This window comes from Streptomyces erythrochromogenes (assembly GCF_040684695.1).
Taxonomy (GTDB): domain Bacteria; phylum Actinomycetota; class Actinomycetes; order Streptomycetales; family Streptomycetaceae; genus Streptomyces; species Streptomyces erythrochromogenes_C.
The window spans coordinates 648,645-666,675 of sequence record NZ_JBFBGM010000002.1 but is presented as its reverse complement, the minus strand read 5'-3'; the positions used below and the strand labels follow the sequence as shown (position 1 = coordinate 666,675).

The window sequence follows — 18,031 nt, the reverse complement described above, 5'->3', positions numbered from 1 at the left end:
GAAGCCGCCACGGTCACCACCGCGGTCACCGCGGTCGTCACGGTTGAAGCCACCCGACGGACGGTCGTCACGACGGAAACCACCGGACGGACGGTCATCGCGACGGAAGCCGCCACGGTCACCACCGCGGTCACCGCGGTCGTCACGGTTGAAGCCACCCGACGGACGGTCGTCACGACGGAAACCACCGGACGGACGGTCGTCACGGCGGAAGCCGCCCGACGGACGGTCGTCACGACGGAAACCACCGGACGGACGGTCGTCACGGCGGAAGCCGCCACGGTCGCCACCGCGGTCACCGCGGTCGTCGCGGCGGTAGCCGCCACGGTCACCGCGGTCGCCGCCGCGGTTGTCACGGCGCTCGAAGTTGCCGCGGTCGTCGCGCTGGGCGCGGTTCTCCTCGCGGCGCTCCTGGGCGGCGATCTCGGCGGCAGCGGCAGCGGCGGCAGCCGCGACCTCGGCCTCGGCGGCCTCGGCCACCTCGGCGACAGCGGCCTCCGGGTCCTCGCCGCGCTCGCGGGCGGAGCGGGCGACCAGGCGGTCGGCCTCCTCGCGCAGCTCGCCGGCACGGCGGGTCAGGCGCTCGAGCTGCTTGGTGAGCTCGGCGACCTCGCGCTCGGCCTGCTTGGCGGCGTTGTTCGCGGAGTCGGCCTGGACCTCGGTGAGCGAACGCGCACCGGTGATCTCGGCGACCTCGGGCTCGAAGGCGCCGGCGCCCTGGACGATGTGGCGCGAGGCGTCGACGCCCGCGTCCTCCATCAGGCGGAAGATCTGGCGGCGCTGGTGCGGCAGCGCGAGGGAGACGACGACACCGGACTTGCCGGCGCGGGCGGTACGGCCCGAGCGGTGCAGGTAGTCCTTGTGGTCACCGGCCGGGTCCACGTTCAGGACCAGGTCGATGCCGTCGACGTGGATGCCTCGGGCGGCGACGTCGGTGGCGACGAGCGCGTTGACGTAGCCGTCCTTGAAGTCCGCGAGGACGCGGGTGCGGGCGCCCTGGGTCATGCCGCCGTGCAGGGCGTCGGCCTTGACGCCGGCCTCGACGAGCTGCTCGGCGATGCGGTCGGCGCCCAGCTGGGTGCGGACGAAGATGATGGTGCGGCCCTTGCGGGCGGCGATGGCGGCCGTGACCGGCGCCTTGTCCTTCGGCTTCACGACGAGCACGTGGTGCGTCATGGTCGTGACGTTGCCCTGGGCGCTGTCGACCTCGTGCGTGACCGGGCTGGACAGGTAGCGCTTGACCAGGGTGCCGATTTCGTTCTCCATGGTGGCGGAGAAGAGCATGCGCTGGCCGCCCTCGGGGATCTGGTCGAGCAGCTCGGTGACCTCGGGCAGGAAGCCCAGGTCGGCCATCTGGTCGGCCTCGTCGAGGACCGCGACCTGGACGTTCTCCAGGGAGCAGGCGCCGCGGTTGATGATGTCGCGCAGTCGGCCCGGGGTGGCGACGAGGATGTCGACACCGCGCTCCAGAGCGTAGATCTGGTTGCTCATGGAGGTACCGCCGCAGACGACCTTCATCTTCAGGCCGAGGACGTCGCCGTACGGCTGGAGGGCGTCCGCGACCTGCATCGCGAGCTCACGGGTCGGCGTGAGGATGATCGCGCGGGGCTTCTTCTTCTCGGTGTGGCCGCCGGCCAGCGTGGCCAGGGTCGGCAGACCGAAGGAGAGGGTCTTGCCGGAGCCGGTGCGACCGCGGCCGAGGATGTCCTTGCCGGACAGGGCGTCCGGGATGGTCGCGGCCTGGATCGGGAAGGGCGTGGTGACGCCGTTCTGGGCGAGCTTGCGGACGATGCCCTCGGGCAGACCCAGGTCACCGAAGGTGATCGTGGGCTCGGCGTCGGCGTCTGCATCGGCGTCGAAGTCGTCGGTGGAGTCCTCGAAGGACTCACCGTTCACGTCCGCCTCGAGGGCCTCGATGATTCCCTCGGCCTCAGCGGCCTCGATCGCCTCGGTGACCACGAGGGCCTCGGCGTCGATGAGCTCGTTGGAGTCGTTCTCGGGCATGACGGAACGGTCAGAACTGGAAATGGACATGCGAAATGCGAAACCTTCCGGAGTCTCGGCACGCGCCCAAACTCCGTGAATCGCAAATCGACCGCCTCAATGCGGTCAGCCACGGCTAGGGAGAGTACGCGCCACACGGCGCTCTTCGGATTCGGCGCCGGGCAATGGGATCAAACGATCTATAATCATACGCACCCTCCCCCGGGTCTGGCAAGTCGCTCCCACGAAAACGTCCCCGACCTGCACAAATGCCCGCATCGGGAAGACTCGGCCGCGCCTCCCGGAGGCGGCGCCGGACGTCGCGCCCCTACGCCTGGGGCGCCGGCTGGGTGGTGGGCTCCGGCTGCGGGCTCGACGGAAGCGGAGTGGGTTCCGTCACAGGGGGCGTCGGAATCGGGGGCGCCGGCGTCGGGCTCGCCGACTGCTGGCCGCCGCCCGGCCCTCCCGGACCGCCGGAACCCGAACCGCCGGAACCGCCCGTCGACGGCTCCTGGGGCCCCTGCCCGCCGGCGCCGCCGCCCGGTCCGGCCGACGGCGCGGGCGCGCCCGGCGCCCCGCTCGGCGCACCCGGGCCGGGGGAGGCCCCGGTCGCGCCGGAGGCCTTGCCGTCCTCCTTGTGCTTGCCGTCCTGGCCCTCCGCGGCTTCCTTGCCGCCGTGCCCGTTGCCGCGGATCCCGGAACCCCGCCCGGAGGCGGCACCTGCGCCCGCCTCCGAACCGGCGCGCCGGTCCGCCGCGGCGGAGGGCCCGGGCTTGGCCGCGTCCTCACCGACGCTCATGCAGCCGGCCGTCGCCGCGACCGCGAGAGCGGTGACGGCCAGTCTGAGGGAAGCGGACAACTGGCGCACGGGGGCACCTCCGGAGCCTGGGGACGAGAGGCGAGAGGCCCGCAGAAGCGGGTCGATGTGCCCAACTCCCTTTGCCCCGCAAGGGACACGCCCTCAGGCGAACAGTTGTCGCGCCACCTGCGAGCCGAGGTGCACCGCGCCCAGCCCGACCAGCACCGACATCACGACGTTCGCAGCCGCCAGGAAGCCCCACCCGCGCTCGGCCAGCCGCAGCGTCTCGTACGAGAAGGTCGAGTACGTGCTCAGCGCCCCGCACAGCCCGGGCCCCAGCAGCAGCACCACCCACGAGGAGGCGGCCCCGGCCAGTGCCGCGCCGGTCAGCACCCCCAGCACCAGGCAGGCGGCCGCGTTCACGACGAAGGTCCCCCAGGGGAAGACCGAATCGTGGCGCTGCTGCACCGCACGGTCCGTCAGATAGCGCAGCGGAGCGCCGACGACCGCGCCCGCCACCACGAACAGCCAGTTCACCGGACCACCCGGCCCGTCCCCGGCCCCGGCTCGCGGTCAGGCCCCTCTCCCCGTCCCCGTCCCCGCCCGCGGAGGGCGAGCCGGGTCACCGAGGCCGCCGCCCACACCGCGCCCAGCGCGGCCACCACCGTGAGCCCGGCGTACGCCAGCGCGGACCGCGCCTCCCCCTCGTCGAGGAGCCGAGAGAAGTCCATCGCGTAGGTGGAGAAGGTGGTGAAGCCGCCGAGCACGCCGACCCCGGCGAAGGGGCGCAGCAGCGGATGCGGAGCCGACCGCCCGCCCTCGCTGATCAGCACCATCAGTACGCCGATCAGCGCGCACCCGGAGGCGTTGATCCACAGGGTCGCCCACGGGAAGGTCCCGGGCGCGGCCGGCCAGAGCAGGGAGATCCCGTACCGGGCCGAGGCCCCGACCGCGCCTCCGGCGGCCACCGCCGCGAGCACCCGGCCCTGCGGCTCGGCCCGCTGCGCGGGCACGTGCAGGTCGACGTCCGGGTCGATCGCCTCGGCACCGGAGCCGGGGCCGGGGCCGGGGCCGGCGCCGGGCCGGGAGCCCCTACGGCTCACCCGTACCCCAGCGCGTGCAGCCGCTCGTCGTCGATCCCGAAGTGGTGGGCGATCTCGTGCACCACGGTGACCTCCGTCTCCGCGACCACGCTCTCCCGGTCCTCGCACATCCGCAACGTGGGATTGCGGTAGATGGTGATCCGGTCCGGCAGCACCCCGGCGTACCACTCGCCGCGGTCCGTCAGCGGGGTCCCCTCGTAGAGGCCCAGCAGGTCCGGGTCGTCGGCGGGCGGCTCGTCCTCGACGAACACCGCCACGTTGTCCATCAGCCGCGTCAGCTCCGGCGGGATCCGGTCCAGGGCCTCTGCGACGAGCTCCTCGAACTCCTCGCGCGTCATCTCCAGCACCGGGCCATTGTCCCTCCGGGGGAAACCGTTTTGGCGATACCTCCCCGGATCCCATATGCTTCTCACGTCCCCGACGCGCTGGAAAGCGCCCAGGCGGGCCTTTAGCCCTCATCGTCTAGTGGCCCAGGACGCCGCCCTTTCAAGGCGGTAGCACGGGTTCGAATCCCGTTGGGGGTACGCATTACCGTGTGCAAGACTTTGTCTCGCACACTGCAAGGTCCTGTGGAGCAGTTGGTTAGCTCGCCACCCTGTCAAGGTGGAGGTCGCGGGTTCAAGTCCCGTCAGGATCGCTGAGGCCGGAAACGGTCTCGTGGCTGGGTAGCTCAGTTGGTACGAGCGATCGCCTGAAAAGCGATAGGTCGCCGGTTCGACCCCGGCCCCAGCCACCACCAGGAAGGCCCCGTCCATCGGACGGGGCCTTCTGTGGTTACTCCGCCCCCGCCTCCACCTTCGCCTCCTCGGCCGCCCGCGCCCGGCGGCGCCACTGCACCAGGCCGAAGGCCGCCGCCCCGACGGCGACCAGCCCGAGCAGCGCTCCGTCCGGAACCGCGTCCGCCAGCGTGCGCACCCGCTGCTCCACCGCGAAGGAGTCGTCCACGTCCAGCAGCCCCGGCAGCGCGCTCGCCCCGTCGTAGACGAGGAACAGCACGCCCAGGGTGATGAAGAACAGCCCGGACAGCAGCGAGGTCGTGTGCAGCTCCCGGCTGCCCACGCGGAAGGCCCGGCCGCGCAGCCAGCGCCGCCGGCCCAGCTCGAACCGCTCCCACAGCAGGGCCATCACGAAGAGCGGCACGGCCATCCCCAGGGCGTAGACCGCCAGCAGCATCCCGCCGTAGACCGGGCTGCCGCTGACCGCCGCGACCGTCAGGACGCTGCCCAGGATCGGGCCGGCGCAGAAGCCCGCCAGCCCGTACACCGCGCCGAGCGCGTACACGGACAGCGCGGTCGTCGGCCGGATCCTCCCGGACAGCTCCGAGATCCGCTTCGAGGCGAAGCCCAGGCCCAGGATCTGCGCCACACCGAGGGCGATGATCAGCCAGCCGCCGGCGAGGACCAGCTGGTCGCGGTTGCTGTGGAAGAACCGCCCGGCGTACGAGCCGGCCGCCCCCAGCGGTACGAGGGTGCTCGCGAGGCCCGCGTAGAAGATGCCGGTACGGGCCAGCAGGCGTGAGGCGGAGTCGATCGAGTACGCGAAGAAGGCCGGCAGGAGCAGCGCGCTGCACGGGCTGAGCAGCGCGAGGAGGCCGCCCAGCAGCGCGGCCAGGTATCCGATGTCGGTCACTGCTTCGCCGCCGCCTCGGCCTGCGCGATGGCGGCGGCGAAGGCGCCGAGCGGCTGGGCGCCGGCGATCGGCTTGCCGTTGACCAGGAAGGACGGGGTGGAGGTGACGCCGATGCGGTAGCCCTCCTCCTGGTCCTTCTTCAGGGCCGCCGCGGCCGGCTCGCCGGCCATGTCGGCCTTGAAGCGCTCGATGTCGGGGACCCCGGCCTCGCGGGCCAGCTCCAGCAGACGCGGCTCGGCGAAGCCCTTCTCCTTGGCGCCGTCGGCGTACGCGGCCGCGTGGAATGCGGCGAACCGGTCCTGCTGCCCCGCGGCCCAGGCGGCCCTGGCGGCGGCCTCCGACTCGGCGCCGAAGATCGGGAAGTTGCGCCACTCGATGCGCAGGGTGCCGTTGTCGACGTACTTCTTCACCAGCTCGGGCTCGGTGTCCCGGGCGAACTTGCCGCAGTAGCCGCACTTGAAGTCGGAGTACTCGATCAGCACGACGGGCGCGTCCGCGCGGCCGACCGCGAGCTTGTCGCCGGGCTCCCGGCGGGCCAGGGCCAGCAGCGCGGCGGAGGTGTCGTCGCGGGGCGCGGACGCGGGCGCGGAGCCGGCGGAGCCCGCGTCCCTGTCGGCGGGGGCGGTGGCCTGCCAGGAGACGAGGCCGAGGGTGACGGCGGCGAGGGCGACCCCCGCGGAGATCAGCAGGGGCTTGGCGGCGGACGTGGTCGTGCGGTTGTTCTTGGACGAGGACATACGGGTGCTCCGGTTCTGCGGGTGGGGTCGGTACGGGCCGGGCCGGACGGCCTCCGGGGCGGCGGGCGGGAACACGGGGTCCCACGGGCCGGAGAAGGACCGCCGGGGCGAGACCTCTAGACCCGCATCACCGACAGCTCCACCGGGCCGGGGGCGGGCCGGTCGGGGTCGCGGACGGGCGCCCGTACGGGCAGGCCCGCGTACGGCCGGGCGGCCGGCGGGACCGGGCGGCCCGGCGGTACCTGGGCGTGGTCGCCCCCGGACCGGGCCGGGACCACGGGCGTCCCTCCGTGGTCGGGGGCCGCGGGGGCGCAGGAGGGCCCGCCGCTGCGGACGGCGGGGCCGGGAGCCGGGGCGGACTCGGTCCGGGCGGCACCGTCCGCGAGGGTCCCTGGGTGCCCGGCGACGGCCGGGAGCGATCCGGGCGCACCGGAGCCCGCCGGGGCCGCGGCCCGGACGGCCGGCACGGAATCCGGCAGAAACGGTCCGGCAGCGGCGGGGGCCGTCCCGCCCAGCAGTACCGCCAGGACCGCGAGCACGGCGCAGCCGAAGAGGCGGGGGCGGGACAAGGTGGGCTGCCTCTCACTCGTGCGGCCGAGGGACTCGTCCCGAAATGGTACGGGTCCACCCGACAAATGCGTTCGCCACCCGGAGGGCCCAGGTGAGATCCTCGATCAGGTATGTCTACTTCCTTCGCCGCCCTGCAGACGCTTCTCGGTGAGATCTCCCTCCGTGACGCGCACCGCCTCGGCCGCCGCCTCGAAGGCGCCCGCCGCATCCGCAAGCCCGAGGCCAAGCAGGCCGTGCTCGACGAGATCGCCACGGAGGCCGCGAAGGCCGCCGAGCGACTGGCCGGCCGTGCCTCGCGGATGCCGGAGGTCACGTATCCCGAGAACCTGCCCGTCAGCCAGAAGAAGGACGAGATCGCCGAGGCGATACGCGACCACCAGGTCGTGATCGTCGCCGGTGAGACCGGTTCCGGCAAGACCACGCAGATCCCCAAGATCTGCATGGAGCTGGGCCGCGGCGTCCGGGGCATGATCGGGCACACCCAGCCCCGCCGGATCGCCGCCCGCACGGTCGCGGAACGCATCGCCGAGGAGCTGAAGTCCGAGATCGGGCAGACCGTCGGCTGGAAGGTCCGGTTCACCGACCAGGTGGACCAGGACGCGACCTTCGTGAAGCTGATGACGGACGGCATCCTGCTCGCCGAGATCCAGACGGACCGCGAGCTGCGCGCCTACGACACGATCATCATCGACGAGGCCCACGAGCGGTCCCTGAACATCGACTTCCTGCTCGGCTACCTGGCGACGCTGCTGCCCAAGCGGCCCGACCTCAAGGTGGTCATCACCTCGGCGACGATCGACCCGGAGCGCTTCTCCCGCCACTTCGGCGACGCCCCGATCGTCGAGGTCAGCGGCCGCACGTACCCGGTGGAGGTCCGCTACCGGCCGCTCCTGGAAGAGGACTCCGAGGAGTCCGACCGGGACCAGATCACCGCGATCTGCGACGCCGTGGACGAGCTCCAGGCCGAGGGCGCCGGCGACATCCTGGTCTTCCTGTCCGGCGAGCGCGAGATCCGCGACACCGCGGACGCGCTCATCAAGAAGAAGCTGCGCTTCACCGAGGTCCTCCCCCTCTACGCCCGCCTCTCGCACGCCGAGCAGCACCGGGTCTTCCAGCAGCACACGGGCCGCCGGATCGTCCTGGCCACGAACGTCGCCGAGACCTCGCTCACCGTCCCCGGCATCAAGTACGTGATCGACCCGGGCACCGCCCGGATCTCCCGCTACAGCCACCGCACCAAGGTGCAGCGCCTGCCGATCGAGCGGATCTCGCAGGCCAGCGCCAACCAGCGCAAGGGCCGCTGCGGCCGTACCAGCGACGGCATCTGCATCCGGCTGTACTCCGAGGACGACTTCAACGCCCGTCCCGAGTTCACCGACGCCGAGATCCTGCGCACGAACCTGGCCTCCGTCATCCTCCAGATGACCGCCGCCGGTCTCGGCGAGATCGAGAAGTTCCCCTTCATCGACCCGCCGGACCACCGCAACATCCGCGACGGCGTACAGCTGCTCCAGGAGCTCGGGGCGCTGGACCCGGCCGAGAAGGATCCGAAGAAGCGCCTGACGCAGATGGGCCGCCAGCTGTCCCAGCTGCCCGTCGACCCGCGGCTGGCGCGCATGGTCATCGAGGCCGACAAGAACAACTGCGTCCGCGAGGTCATGGTCATCGCGGCGGCCCTGTCCATCCAGGACCCGCGCGAGCGCCCCTCGGACAAGCAGACCCAGGCCGACCAGAACCACGCCCGCTTCAAGGACGAGACCAGCGACTTCCTCTCGTTCCTGAACATGTGGCGCTACGTGCGGGAGCAGCAGAAGGAGCGCGGCTCCTCGTCCTTCCGCCGGATGTGCAAGCAGGAGTACCTGAACTTCCTGCGGATCCGCGAGTGGCAGGACATCTACTCGCAGCTGCGCACGGTCGCCAAGAGCATGGGCATCCACGTCAACGAGGCCGACGCCCCCGAGCAGGTCGTCCACGTCTCGCTGCTGGCCGGTCTGCTCTCGCACATCGGGCTCAAGGACACCGACAAGAACGAGTACCTCGGCGCGCGCAGCGCCAAGTTCGCGATCTTCCCGGGGTCGTCGCTGTTCAAGAAGCAGCCGAAGTTCGTGATGTCCGCCGAGCTGGTGGAGACCTCGCGGCTGTGGGCCCGGGTGAACGCCAAGGTGGAGCCCGAGTGGGTGGAGCCGCTGGCGCAGCACCTGGTCAAGCGCACCTACAGCGAGCCGCACTGGGAGAAGGACCAGGCGGCCGTGATGGCCTACGAGAAGGTGACGCTGTACGGCGTGCCGATCGTCGCCCAACGGAAGATCAACTACGGCCGTATCGACCCCGAGGTCTCGCGCGAGCTGTTCATCCGCAACGCGCTGGTCGAGGGCGACTGGCGCACGCACCACAAGTTCTACGCGGACAACCGCAAGCTCCTCACCGAGGTGGAGGAGCTGGAGAACCGGGCCCGGCGCCGCGACATCGTGGTGGACGACGAGACCCTCTTCGACTTCTACGACCAGCGGATCCCCGAGCACGTGGTGTCCGGGGCGCACTTCGACTCGTGGTGGAAGCACAAGAAGCGCGACGAGCCGGAACTGCTCGACTTCGAGCGGGAGATGCTGCTCACGGAGAAGGCGGCCGGGGTCACCAAGGCCGACTATCCGGACTCCTGGCGGCAGGGGCCGCTGAAGTTCCGGGTGACCTACCAGTTCGAGCCGGGCGCGGACGCGGACGGCGTGACCGTCCACATCCCGCTGCAGGTGCTGAACCAGGTCACCGACGAGGGCTTCGACTGGCAGATCCCGGGCCTGCGCGAGGAGGTCGTCACGGAGCTGATCCGCTCGCTGCCCAAGCCGATCCGCCGGCACTACGTCCCCGCGCCGAACTACGCGGGCCGCTTCCTGGACACGGCCGTACCGCTGCAGGAGCCGCTGCCGGTCACCCTGGCGCGCGAGCTCCAGCGGATGGTCGGGGTACCGGTCACGGCCGAGGACTTCGACCTGACCCGGATCCCCGACCACCTGAAGATCACCTTCCGGATCGTCGACGAGCGGCGTCGCAAGATCGCCGAGGACAAGGACCTGGAGGCCCTGCGGCTCAGGCTGAAGCCCAAGGCCCGCCAGGCACTCTCCAAGGCCGCCGCGGCCACCGCCGAGCGCGCGGGCGGGGAGTCGGTGGAGCGCACCGGGCTGACCGACTGGACGATCGGCACCCTGACCAAGGTCTTCGAGACCCGGCGTGCGGGCCAGCCGGTGAAGGCGTACCCGGCGCTGGTCGACGAGGGCGCGGCAGCGGGCACCGTCTCCGTACGGCTCTTCGACACCGAGGCGGAGCAGCAGCAGGCGATGTGGCTGGGCACCCGCCGCCTCATCCTGCTGAACATCCCGGTGAACCCGGCGAAGTTCGCCTCCGACCACCTCACCAACCAGCAGAAGCTGGCCCTGTCGCGGAACCCGCACGGCTCCATCCAGGCGCTGTTCGACGACTGCGCGACCGCGGCGGCCGACAAGCTCATCGCCGACCACGGCGGCCCGGCGTGGGACGAGGCGGGCTTCCGGCGGCTCTACGAGGCGGTCCGCGCGGACCTGGTGGACACGACCGTGCGGGCGGTCAACCAGGTGCAGCAGGTGCTGGCCGCCTGGCAGGCCTGTGAGCGGCGCCTGAAGGCCACCTCCAGCCTCGCGCTGGTGTCGAACATCCAGGACGTCAGGACGCAGCTGGCGGCCCTCGTGCCGGCCGGCTTCGTGACGCTCACCGGTCTGCGCCGGCTGCCGGACCTGATGCGCTACCTGGTGGCGGCGGACCGGCGGCTCCAGCAGATGCCCACGGGCGTCCAGCGCGACACGACGCGCATGGAGAAGGTCCACGAGATGCAGGACGAGTACGCCTGGCTGCTGGAGCAGTTGCCGAAGGGACGGCCCGTCCCGGCCACCGTCACCGACATCCGCTGGATGATCGAGGAGCTGCGCGTCAGCTACTTCGCGCACGCGCTCGGCACGGCGTACCCGATCTCCGACAAGCGGATCGTGAAGGCGGTGGATGCGGCCGCCCCCTGATCGGTTCGACCGCACCCCCTGAGCTGCTGTACAGTCTGATTCGCAGCCGCCGCCGAGTGGCCGCGAATCAAGGTCCTGTGGAGCAGTTGGTTAGCTCGCCACCCTGTCAAGGTGGAGGTCGCGGGTTCAAGTCCCGTCAGGATCGCAACAACGTCAGGGCCCGTATCCCCCCGGGGATACGGGCCCTGACGCGTTGGCGCGCCCCTCCGCCCGCCACGGGTTGGGACGCGGACCGCCCGACTCGCGGCGGACGCCTCCCCGGCCGATTCCGCCGCCCTCTCGCCGCAGCCTCCCGTCGGCCCGACCGGCGCCCTCCCGTCGCGCCCTTCCGTCGCGGCCTTCCGTCGCGGCCTCCCGTCGCGGCGTCCCGCCGGCCCGCGCGCGCCCGCGCATCGTCCCTTCGGCGGAGAATCCCCCGTTCGCATGATGCTCACCGCGACGGACTTCCCCATTACGGGGTGCATTGGCGGATATACAAGAGTGATCATCTGTGACGGGTGTCACCGCATGAGTTTTTCGGACTCACACTTTTATCGCATCCATACGCCGGCTCGATTTAATATGTGCAATGGTACCTACCCCGTCAGGCATCCCGGCGGGCTTCCGGCACCCCCCTGACCTGGGCATAAAAAAGATCGCGCTGGACCCGGCGGAGTCCAGCGCGATCGAACGACCCGAGAACCTGTTGGGGCAGGCCGGGTCGAATGAAGCAATGTGGGTTCTCATCGGATTGGGGGACCCGATGGAGACCCGTTTAAAGCGGGGTGTTTACGCGACCTCAGGCCTCGCTGCGCTGCTGCGGAATTCCCGCCAGCAGTGCGCGGACCTCGGCCTCGCGGTACCGGCGGTGTCCACCCAGGGTGCGGATGGACGTGAGCTTGCCAGCCTTGGCCCAGCGGGTGACCGTCTTAGGGTCCACGCGGAACATCGTGGCAACCTCAGCCGGGGTCAGCAGCGGCTCGGCATCAGGGGTGCGAGCGGTCATGAGCGGCCTCCTCGGGAGAACCGAACCATCTCGGTTCTTTCCTCTAAATTCTGCACCTTGGCCCGCGTTGCCCGAAATGGACATACGCGGGCCGAGTCGGTTATAGGACGAACGGCTTGTCCTCGGCACTACAACTACACCATCCGTCCAGCCTCGACGGCCAAACCGACGGAATTGCCCTCCGAGGTGTTCATCAGCGGCGGAAGCCCGATGGACCGCCCTATAACGGACAGTCACCCCACTGTGACGATCAGTCACAGAGCGATCAGGAGTCGTCAGACCCCCCGTAGAGTGCAATGCCGAGCATTCCGCCCTTAGTTGGGCGGAAGGAACCCTCCCCGGACTCCTTGTCCTATTTTGGCACGAGGGTAGGGGAAGGGCGCAAGGGTGTGGTTAGTGCGGTCCGTCACGCTTGGGCCAATGGCCCGTATCGGGACGTAGGTCCTGGCACTACGTCCCGAATGGCACGATCAGGGCCCTGATCAGCCAGTTTTGACCGAACGACCGATACGCGGCGGTACGTACGGACCTCCGAAAGGTGAATCCAGCCACACCGGTGGTTTTCGGCCTAATTCGCGAAGAGCCGCTCGCGGACCGCCCGCCAGCGCTCCGCGAGCCCCTCGTAGACCTCCGCCGCGGCCTCGGCGTCCCCCGCCCGCAGCGCCTCGACGCCCGCCGCGAGGTCCCCCGCCGAACGGTCGGCCGCGAGCCGGTCCGCCGGCAGGGCGTGCACCAGCCCGCCGTAGTCCAGCTCGACCATCGAACGCGGATGGAACTCCTCCAGCCAGCTCCCCACCTCGACCAGCCCCTCCGCGAGCATGCCGTACCCCTCGGCGGCGCGCAGCGTCCGCAGGGCCCGGGCGAGGCGCCGGCGCGCCTGCACCATCGGCGTCCGGTAGCGCAGCCGCTCACCCGGCACGTACTCCCGCTCCTCGTCCGCGACCAGCACGAACCAGCGCAGCGGGATCTGCCACACGCCCGTACGGATCCACGGGCGCGCGTCCGGGTTCCGCTCGCGCCAGCGCTCGTACTCCTCGGCCGCCCGCCGGCGCGCCACCGGCGGCAGCGCCGCGTCCAGCACCGGGCCCGGGAACTGGTCGACCAGCTCCTCCAGCGCCAGCCAGCCGCGCAGCCGGGTGCGCCACGGGCAGACCAGCAGCACCCCGCCGACCTCAGCGGTGAACGCGTCGGCGCTCTCCTGCGCCGGCACCCCCACCAGCGGGACCCGCACCAAGTCCGCCAGCGACCGGCGCAGTTCGTCCTGGGCGGTCGGGGCCGTCCCGCGCCGGGCGTACTGCGCCCAGTGCGTGCGCTCCGGCTCCGCGAAGGCGGCCAGGGGTTCGTAGACGCGCAGGTAGGAGGCGTACGGGACGGTCGGCGCCGAGCGCGCGGACGGCAGCAGGGGATCCGGGGATTCGGTCACCCTCTCGTCCTCCCCCCTTCCGGGGCCCGCTTCACCTCCGGGCCGCAGGTCGCCGGGCCCGGACGGCCTCCCGTACTCCGGGAGTGTTTCGATCCCCGGACAGGACACCCCCATCCGGCCCACAGGTCTTACTCTGCTCCCAGCGCGTCCTCCCCCACCCGCAGGAGGGCGTCTTCCCGCCGCATCTCTTCCATGGGAGTCACCACCGTGACCGAAATGACCGACGGCGTCCTGCACACCCTGTTCCGCACGGAGCAGGGCGGCCACGAGCAAGTCGTGCTGTGCCAGGACCGAGCCACCGGCCTGAAAGCCGTCATCGCGATCCACTCCACCGCCCTGGGCCCCGCCCTCGGCGGTACGCGTTTCCACGCCTACGCCTCCGACGACGAGGCCGTGCGCGACGCGCTCAACCTCTCGCGCGGCATGTCCTACAAGAACGCCATGGCCGGTCTCGGCCTCGGCGGCGGCAAGGCCGTCATCATCGGTGACCCCGACGTCATCAAGACCGAGGAACTCCTGGAGGCCTACGGCCGCTTCGTGGAGTCCCTCGGCGGCCGCTACGTGACCGCCTGCGACGTCGGCACCTTCGTCGCCGACATGGACGTCGTCGCCCGTGAAACCCGCTGGGCCACCGGCCGCTCCCCCGAGAACGGCGGCGCCGGCGACTCCTCGGTGCTCACCGCCTACGGCGTCTTCCAGGGCATGCGCGCCAGCGCGCAGCACCTGTGGGGCGACCCGACCCTGCGCGGCCGCAAGGTCGGCGTCGCGGGCGTCGGCAAGGTCGGCCACTACCTGGTGGAGCACCTGCTCGAGGACGGGGCCGAGGTCGTCATCACCGACGTCCGCCAGGAGTCGGTGCAGCGCATCCTCGACAAGCACCCGGGCAAGGTCACCGCGGTCGCCGACACGGACGCCCTGATCCGTGTCGAGGGCCTCGACATCTACGCCCCGTGCGCGCTCGGCGGCGCCCTGAACGACGAGACGGTCCCGGCCCTCACCGCCACGATCGTGTGCGGCGCGGCCAACAACCAGCTCGCCCACCCGGGCATCGAGAAGGACCTCGCGGACCGCGGCATCCTCTACGCCCCGGACTACGTGGTCAACGCGGGCGGCGTCATCCAGGTCGCCGACGAGCTGCACGGCTTTGACTTCGACCGGTGCAAGGTGCAGGCCACGAAGATCTTCGACACCACGCTGGAGATCTTCGCTCGTGCGAAGGCGGACGGCATTCCGCCGGCCGCCGCGGCCGACCGGATCGCCGAGCAGCGCATGGCGGACGGGCGCCGGACCCTCCCGGTGACGGCCTCCTAGGGGCCTGCTCGCGGGCCCGCCGGGGTGCGGCGAGACGGAACTCACTGCACTTCGGCGGGTCGCCCGCCAGGAAAGGGTTAAAATCGCAGCTGACCAGCGAGGACGGGGCGCCTTGTTGGTTCTGCACCGGGGCGCGTCATGCGGGCGGCGTACCGTATGGCCGCGGAAGCAGGTACCGTTAAACCCCTACGGACGGTCTCTCCACGGAGAGCCCGCTCCGAACCATGAACGCGTGTCAGACTCTGGGGCCGTCGAGCCCCGTCACCGAGGGGGTCGAGCCATGGGGCGCGGCCGGGCAAAGGCCAAGCAGACGAAGGTCGCCCGCCAGCTGAAGTACAGCAGCGGCGGGACTGACTTGTCGCGTCTGGCCAACGAGCTGGGCGCATCGACCGCAGAACCGCTGCCTGTCAGCGAGCCGGTCGAGGTAGACGACGACGAGCTGGACGAGGACGACCCGTACGCTCGGTACGCGGACCTCTACAACAGCGATGACGACGACGAGGACGACGAGTCCGGTCCGTCGGCACAGCGTCGCGGCGCTTGACGCCCTGAGGCGTCTGCACGACACATCAAAGACTGAAACCCGGTCCAGGGCTTAGCCCCGGGCCGGGTTTCAGTGCTGCTCAGCTCGCGTACGAACCGGTGAGGGTCGCGCCCTCGGTGCGGTCGCCGCGGTCCAGGATCTCGCCCGCCACCCAGGCGTCGACGCCCCGGTCGGCCAGCGCGGTCAGCGCCACGTCCACCGACTCCTGCGGAACGACGGCCATCATGCCGACGCCCATGTTGAGGGTCTTCTCCAGCTCCAGCTGCTCCACCTGCCCGGCCTTGCCGACCAGGTCGAAGACCGCGCCGGGGGTCCAGGTCGAGCGGTCGACCGTGGCGTGCAGGTGATCGGGGATCACCCGGGCCAGGTTGGCCGCGAGACCGCCGCCGGTGATGTGCGAGTAGGCGTGCACCTCGGCCGTCCGGGTGAGGGCCATGCAGTCGAGCGAGTAGATCTTGGTGGGCTCCAGGAGCTCCTCGCCGAGGGTCCGGCCGAGCTCGTCCACGTGGGCGTCGAGGGACATCCCGGCGCGGTCGAAGAGGACGTGGCGGACCAGCGAGTACCCGTTCGAGTGAAGGCCGGACGAAGCCATCGCGATGACGGCGTCCCCCGTACGGATGCGATCCGCGCCGAGCAGGCGGTCGTACTCGACGACACCCGTACCGGCGCCCGCCACGTCGAAGTCGTCCGGGCCCAGCAGGCCGGGGTGCTCGGCGGTCTCGCCGCCCACCAGGGCGCAGCCGGCGAGGACACAGCCCTCGGCGATGCCCTTGACGATGGCGGCGACACGCTCGGGGTGCACCTTGCCGACGCAGATGTAGTCGGTCATGAAGAGCGGCTCGGCGCCGCAGACGACGATGTCGTCCATGACCATCGCGACCAGGTCGTGGCCGATGGTGTCGTAGACGCCCATCTGGCGGGCGATGTCCACCTTGGTGCCGACCCCGTCGGTGGCCGAGGCGAGCAGCGGGCGCTCGTACCGCTTCAGGGCGGAGGCGTCGAAGAGGCCGGCGAAACCGCCGAGGCCGCCGAGGACCTCGGGGCGCTGCGTCTTCTTCACCCACTCCTTCATCAGCTCGACGGCGCGGTCTCCCGCTTCGATGTCGACGCCCGCGGCTGCGTAGCTGGCACCGGTGGTCTTCTCTGTCATGACAGGAGAGAGCTTTCGTGTCGTTACTGCGGTTGGTGCGGGGCCCTGGGAAAAGCCTGAAAGACAGGGCCCCGCGCAGGTGGAGCCGGGGACTTACGGGCGACGGAGCGCGTCGGCGGCGTCCGCGCCGCCGGCCAGCTCGGTCTCCAGGAGCTGCTTGCCGAGGAGCTGCGGGTCCGGGAGCTCCATCGGGTACTCGCCGTCGAAGCAGGCACGGCAGAGGTTGGGCTTCTGGATCGTCGTCGCCTCGATCATCGAGTCGAGCGAGATGTAGGAGAGGGAGTCCGCGCCCAGCGACGTGGCGATCTCGTCGACCGTCATGCCGTTGGCGATGAGCTCGGCCCGGGTGGCGAAGTCGATGCCGAAGAAGCACGGCCACTTCACCGGCGGCGAGGAGATCCGGATGTGGACCTCGGCCGCGCCGGCCTCGCGGAGCATCTTGACCAGGGCGCGCTGGGTGTTGCCGCGGACGATCGAGTCGTCCACGACCACCAGGCGCTTGCCCCGGATGACTTCCTTGAGGGGATTGAGCTTCAGGCGGATGCCGAGCTGGCGGATCGTCTGCGAGGGCTGGATGAAGGTCCGGCCGACGTAGGCGTTCTTGACCAGGCCCGAACCGTACGGAATCCCGCTGGCCTCGGCGTATCCGACCGCGGCGGGCGTGCCGGACTCCGGCGTCGCTATCACCAGGTCGGCTTCGACCGGGGCTTCCTTCGCCAGGCGACGGCCCATCTCGACACGCGAGAGGTAGACGTTGCGGCCGGCGATGTCGGTGTCCGGGCGCGCCAGGTAGACGTACTCGAAGACACAGCCCTTGGGCTTCGCTTCCGCGAATCGGGACGTGCGCAGACCGTTCTCGTCGATGGCGACGAGTTCACCCGGCTCGACCTCGCGGACGAAGCTGGCGCCGCAGATGTCGAGGGCGGCGGTCTCGCTCGCGACCACCCAGCCGCGCTCCAGGCGGCCGAGGACCAGCGGGCGGATGCCCTGCGGGTCACGGGCGGTGTAGAGGGTCCCCTCGTCCATGAACACCAGCGAGAAGGCGCCCTTGACCTTCGGGAGCACCACGCGGGCGGACTCCTCGATGGTCAGCGGCTTGCCGTCCGCGTCCACCTGGCCGGCCAGCAGGGCCGTGACCAGGTCGGTGTCGTTGGTGGCGGCCACCTGGGTGGCACGGCCGTCCTGACGGGGGAGGTCGGCGACCATCTCGGCGAGCTCGGCGGTGTTCACCAGGTTGCCGTTGTGTCCCAGGGCCAGGGAGCCGTGGGCGGTCGCGCGGAAAGTGGGCTGCGCGTTCTCCCACACGGACGCGCCGGTGGTCGAATAGCGGGCGTGACCGACCGCGATATGACCTTGGAGCGAGCCGAGGGAGGTTTCGTCGAAGACCTGGGAAACGAGGCCCATGTCCTTGAAGACGAGGATCTGGGAACCGTTGCTCACAGCGATTCCCGCGGACTCTTGTCCACGGTGCTGCAGCGCATACAGTCCGAAGTAGGTGAGCTTGGCGACCTCTTCACCCGGAGCCCAGACACCGAAGACGCCACAAGCGTCCTGGGGGCCCTTTTCGCCGGGGAGCAGGTCGTGGTTGAGTCGTCCATCACCACGAGGCACGCTCCCGAGTGTAGGCGAGATCGACCACTGGTCCGAATTGGGGACGGCCGGGAAATGTCACAGCACAGAGGGTGACCGCACGGCCCCGTCTCGGTATTCGGATCACCTTGTTGACATCTACGAAGGCATTCGTACAGGCTCTC

At 70.8% G+C, this 18,031-nt stretch carries 15 protein-coding genes and 4 tRNA genes; 7 read left to right on the top strand and 12 right to left on the bottom strand.

Annotation, left to right across the window (positions count from 1 at the left end; genetic code table 11):
- From AB0O53_RS07155 to AB0O53_RS07135, 5 genes are all read right to left on the bottom strand, one after another.
- The coding region (locus AB0O53_RS07155; protein ID WP_365193649.1) for a DEAD/DEAH box helicase at positions 1 to 2,034 on the bottom strand (2,034 nt) is incomplete at its 3' end.
- Positions 2,035 to 2,311: 277 nt separating this feature from the next.
- Positions 2,312 to 2,851, bottom strand: coding sequence for a hypothetical protein (locus AB0O53_RS07150; protein ID WP_351001107.1), 540 nt, complete (start codon positions 2,849 to 2,851; stop codon positions 2,312 to 2,314).
- 93 nt (positions 2,852 to 2,944) lie between these two features.
- Complete coding sequence (locus tag AB0O53_RS07145; protein WP_351001104.1) at positions 2,945 to 3,319, bottom strand: fluoride efflux transporter FluC; 375 nt, start codon at positions 3,317 to 3,319, stop codon at positions 2,945 to 2,947.
- Positions 3,316 to 3,885: a FluC/FEX family fluoride channel gene (locus AB0O53_RS07140; RefSeq protein ID WP_435886607.1), complete on the bottom strand. Its 570-nt coding sequence runs from the start codon at positions 3,883 to 3,885 to the stop codon at positions 3,316 to 3,318. The genes AB0O53_RS07145 and AB0O53_RS07140 overlap by 4 nt, the downstream gene beginning before the upstream one ends.
- Positions 3,882 to 4,232 (bottom strand): metallopeptidase family protein, encoded by a 351-nt coding sequence (locus tag AB0O53_RS07135; RefSeq protein WP_351001101.1) that lies wholly within the window; start codon positions 4,230 to 4,232, stop codon positions 3,882 to 3,884. Before AB0O53_RS07135 ends, AB0O53_RS07140 begins: the two co-directional genes overlap by 4 nt.
- Before the next feature lie 104 nt (positions 4,233 to 4,336).
- Between AB0O53_RS07135 and AB0O53_RS07130 the strand changes: the two genes are divergently transcribed.
- The 3 genes from AB0O53_RS07130 to AB0O53_RS07120 all read left to right on the top strand — a co-directional run bounded on the left by AB0O53_RS07130 (position 4,337) and on the right by AB0O53_RS07120 (position 4,621).
- Positions 4,337 to 4,409, top strand: a tRNA-Glu gene (locus AB0O53_RS07130).
- A 39-nt stretch (positions 4,410 to 4,448) separates the two neighbouring features.
- Positions 4,449 to 4,522: transfer RNA gene (locus tag AB0O53_RS07125), tRNA-Asp, on the top strand.
- Positions 4,523 to 4,544: 22 nt separating this feature from the next.
- Positions 4,545 to 4,621 (top strand) — tRNA-Phe (locus tag AB0O53_RS07120).
- Between the two features lie 38 nt (positions 4,622 to 4,659).
- On the opposite strand, the gene AB0O53_RS07115 is transcribed toward AB0O53_RS07120, so the two are convergent.
- From AB0O53_RS07115 to AB0O53_RS07105, 3 genes are all read right to left on the bottom strand, one after another.
- Entirely contained in the window at positions 4,660 to 5,514 is an 855-nt protein-coding gene (locus AB0O53_RS07115; RefSeq protein ID WP_365193646.1) for a cytochrome c biogenesis CcdA family protein, read from the bottom strand.
- The gene (locus AB0O53_RS07110) at positions 5,511 to 6,251 is read right to left on the bottom strand and encodes a DsbA family protein (RefSeq protein WP_365193644.1); all 741 of its coding nucleotides are present in this window, start codon (positions 6,249 to 6,251) and stop codon (positions 5,511 to 5,513) included. The genes AB0O53_RS07115 and AB0O53_RS07110 overlap by 4 nt, the downstream gene beginning before the upstream one ends.
- Positions 6,252 to 6,367: 116 nt before the next feature.
- Positions 6,368 to 6,820 carry a hypothetical protein gene (locus AB0O53_RS07105; RefSeq protein WP_365193642.1) on the bottom strand — a complete coding sequence of 151 codons (453 nt, stop codon included), beginning with the start codon at positions 6,818 to 6,820 and terminating at the stop codon, positions 6,368 to 6,370.
- A gap of 111 nt (positions 6,821 to 6,931) precedes the next feature.
- Between AB0O53_RS07105 and hrpA the strand changes: the two genes are divergently transcribed.
- Both hrpA and AB0O53_RS07095 read left to right on the top strand, forming a co-directional pair.
- Entirely contained in the window at positions 6,932 to 10,864 is a 3,933-nt protein-coding gene (gene hrpA / locus AB0O53_RS07100; protein ID WP_351001090.1) for an ATP-dependent RNA helicase HrpA, read from the top strand.
- A gap of 71 nt (positions 10,865 to 10,935) precedes the next feature.
- Positions 10,936 to 11,009 (top strand) — tRNA-Asp (locus AB0O53_RS07095).
- Positions 11,010 to 11,642: 633 nt separating this feature from the next.
- Here AB0O53_RS07095 and bldC read toward each other — a convergent pair.
- Both bldC and AB0O53_RS07085 read right to left on the bottom strand, forming a co-directional pair.
- Positions 11,643 to 11,849, bottom strand: coding sequence for a developmental transcriptional regulator BldC (gene bldC / locus AB0O53_RS07090; protein ID WP_003949541.1), 207 nt, complete (start codon positions 11,847 to 11,849; stop codon positions 11,643 to 11,645).
- A gap of 568 nt (positions 11,850 to 12,417) precedes the next feature.
- Positions 12,418 to 13,272: a DUF8083 family protein gene (locus AB0O53_RS07085; RefSeq protein ID WP_365193638.1), complete on the bottom strand. Its 855-nt coding sequence runs from the start codon at positions 13,270 to 13,272 to the stop codon at positions 12,418 to 12,420.
- A 192-nt stretch (positions 13,273 to 13,464) separates the two neighbouring features.
- Here AB0O53_RS07085 and AB0O53_RS07080 point away from each other — a divergent pair, with 192 nt between their 5' ends.
- Both AB0O53_RS07080 and AB0O53_RS07075 read left to right on the top strand, forming a co-directional pair.
- A complete protein-coding gene (locus AB0O53_RS07080; RefSeq protein ID WP_365193637.1) occupies positions 13,465 to 14,583 on the top strand; it encodes a Leu/Phe/Val dehydrogenase in 1,119 nt (372 codons plus the stop codon).
- A 280-nt stretch (positions 14,584 to 14,863) separates the two neighbouring features.
- Positions 14,864 to 15,127 (top strand): DUF3073 domain-containing protein, encoded by a 264-nt coding sequence (locus AB0O53_RS07075; RefSeq protein ID WP_030839703.1) that lies wholly within the window; start codon positions 14,864 to 14,866, stop codon positions 15,125 to 15,127.
- A 79-nt stretch (positions 15,128 to 15,206) separates the two neighbouring features.
- Here the strand turns inward: AB0O53_RS07075 and purM are convergent, their stop codons facing one another.
- Both purM and purF read right to left on the bottom strand, forming a co-directional pair.
- Positions 15,207 to 16,277: a phosphoribosylformylglycinamidine cyclo-ligase gene (gene purM, locus AB0O53_RS07070; protein WP_351001082.1), complete on the bottom strand. Its 1,071-nt coding sequence runs from the start codon at positions 16,275 to 16,277 to the stop codon at positions 15,207 to 15,209.
- 93 nt (positions 16,278 to 16,370) lie between these two features.
- On the bottom strand, positions 16,371 to 17,888 hold the full coding sequence (purF, locus tag AB0O53_RS07065) for an amidophosphoribosyltransferase (protein WP_046777511.1): 1,518 nt from the start codon (positions 17,886 to 17,888) through the stop codon (positions 16,371 to 16,373).
- Positions 17,889 to 18,031 lie beyond the last annotated feature (143 nt).

Excerpts from the sequence above, each read along its gene's own strand:
- bldC (WP_003949541.1), bottom strand. The coding sequence starts at position 11,849 with ATGACCGCTCGCACCCCTGATGCCGAGCCGCTGCTGACCCCGGCTGAG.
- AB0O53_RS07075 (WP_030839703.1), top strand. The coding sequence starts at position 14,864 with ATGGGGCGCGGCCGGGCAAAGGCCAAGCAGACGAAGGTCGCCCGCCAG.
- purM (WP_351001082.1), bottom strand. The coding sequence starts at position 16,277 with ATGACAGAGAAGACCACCGGTGCCAGCTACGCAGCCGCGGGCGTCGAC.
- AB0O53_RS07110 (WP_365193644.1), bottom strand. The coding sequence starts at position 6,251 with ATGTCCTCGTCCAAGAACAACCGCACGACCACGTCCGCCGCCAAGCCC.
- hrpA (WP_351001090.1), top strand. The coding sequence starts at position 6,932 with ATGTCTACTTCCTTCGCCGCCCTGCAGACGCTTCTCGGTGAGATCTCC.
- AB0O53_RS07080 (WP_365193637.1), top strand. The coding sequence starts at position 13,465 with ATGGGAGTCACCACCGTGACCGAAATGACCGACGGCGTCCTGCACACC.